Source organism: Mesorhizobium sp. P5_C1, from assembly GCF_054049815.1.
Map to the genome: position 1 here is coordinate 1 of NZ_JBFULQ010001275.1, position 709 is coordinate 709.

At 60.8% G+C, this 709-nt stretch carries 1 protein-coding gene; it reads right to left on the reverse strand.

Annotation, left to right across the window (positions count from 1 at the left end; genetic code table 11):
- Positions 1 to 214 precede the first annotated feature (214 nt).
- Positions 215 to 421, reverse strand: a complete 207-nt coding sequence (locus ACXJ7R_RS35350; RefSeq protein WP_457155833.1) for a hypothetical protein — start codon at positions 419 to 421, stop codon at positions 215 to 217.
- Between the last annotated feature and the right edge of the window lie 288 nt (positions 422 to 709).

A 709-nucleotide genomic window follows, 5' to 3' on the forward strand; every position in this document is an offset into this window, starting at 1 on the left:
GACGTGTCGCTCATGATGGAACCTCTGGATTTCCCGAAGGCGCTACATTGCCTGTCGAGCCATGGGAGCAGCGGCGGGGTCGCACGCAATGTCGCTAGCGCCTGTGGTCAGGACCGTGCGCTGGGGCGGCGGCTGGTCGTATCCCGATCTTCGGCAGGGGAGCGGGTGGAGCACCACCTGCCGCGAGAAACTTTTAGAGATCGCTAATATTCCGTCAAGCCCGCTTCCTGGGCGCTAGTTGTTCGGGCGGCATGTCGTTGCCGTCCTCACCGAACGTGAACGGCAGTACCTCTTCGTAAAGATTGTGGTACTCGATCACAGCGTGGTACTTCCGCAGTAGCAAGCGCGTTTCATCGCTGATGTCGGCGCGCTCCAATTCGTCCTGGGCGTCGAGATACGCCTGCCTCAAGCTCTTGGCCATGCCGTGCTCCGTGTGCTCATTGATCCATAAGCTCGTGGTTAGGTTTCAGTTCCGCATGCGCGCTAGTCGACCCGGCCCCCTACTTCCCCACGGATCAACGCGGCCTATCCGCCCCAACCACAACCCTGCTATAAGCCCGCTCGACACCGCTATTCGGGCGACCTCCGGGCGAGGGCGCGGCTATTTCTCTTCGGAAAGTCGTCAAGCGCGTTCTTGCGCGGATCGATGCCTCTTCTGCCTCACCGGCTTTTCAGCTGCACCGCCTATCGCTTGTTCTCGGTGTAGCGT

What these genes read in the sequence shown, in the direction of transcription:
- ACXJ7R_RS35350 (WP_457155833.1), bottom strand. Translation starts at nt 421, where the DNA reads ATGGCCAAGAGCTTGAGGCAGGCGTATCTCGACGCCCAGGACGAATTG.